Source organism: Kocuria sp. CPCC 205263 (genome assembly GCF_040981075.1).
GTDB lineage: Bacteria > Actinomycetota > Actinomycetes > Actinomycetales > Micrococcaceae > Kocuria > Kocuria rosea.
Genome location: NZ_JAVKPV010000078.1, coordinates 1 through 536 on the forward strand (window position 1 = coordinate 1; position 536 = coordinate 536).

2 pseudogenes and 1 other annotated feature are annotated in these 536 nt (G+C 64.9%); both pseudogenes read left to right on the forward strand.

Features of this window, described 5'->3' with window-relative positions:
• A pseudogene (locus RF647_RS19225) lies at window positions 1-301 on the forward strand (hypothetical protein); the annotation flags it as partial.
• Window positions 302-307: 6 nt separating this feature from the next.
• Window positions 308-414 (forward strand) — a sequence feature (AL1L pseudoknot).
• A pseudogene (locus tag RF647_RS19230) lies at window positions 316-468 on the forward strand (IS3 family transposase); the annotation flags it as partial. It overlaps the preceding feature by 99 nt.
• Window positions 469-536 lie beyond the last annotated feature (68 nt).

Below are 536 nucleotides of genomic sequence, written 5' to 3' on the forward strand. Positions count from 1 at the left end.
GATCCCGGTATGGTCCGGCAACCACGAGCGGTTCCGTCTCAACCGCGGCGGCAATCGTACGATCAACACCGCCCTGCACATGGCCGCCGTGACCCAGCAGAGGCTGGGCTACGAAGGAGCGGACTACGTGGCCAAGCAATTGGCCCGCGGCAAGACCCACACCGAAGCAATGCGACTGCTACGACGGAGGATCTCGGACCGAGTCTTCGCCGCTCTGCGCGCCGATGAGAAGGCCAAGGAGTCACCAATCGACCTCAGGCATCGCCCTGGTCCGGAACCAGTTCTCGAGGTTGCGGCTTGACATAGGAGCATCGCGGAGCTCGACCGCCCACACCACAGGTAGTGGCCTACATCGACGCCCACAAGGGCGAGTACGGGGTCGAGCCGATCTGCAAGGTTCTGCAGGTCGCCCCGAGCACCTATTACGCCGCCAAGACCCGCCCGCCCTCAGCGCGATCGGTCAGCGACGCGGCCACGACCGCGGTCATCGCCAAGGTGCATGCGGAGAACTACGGGGTGTACGGGGTCACCAAGGT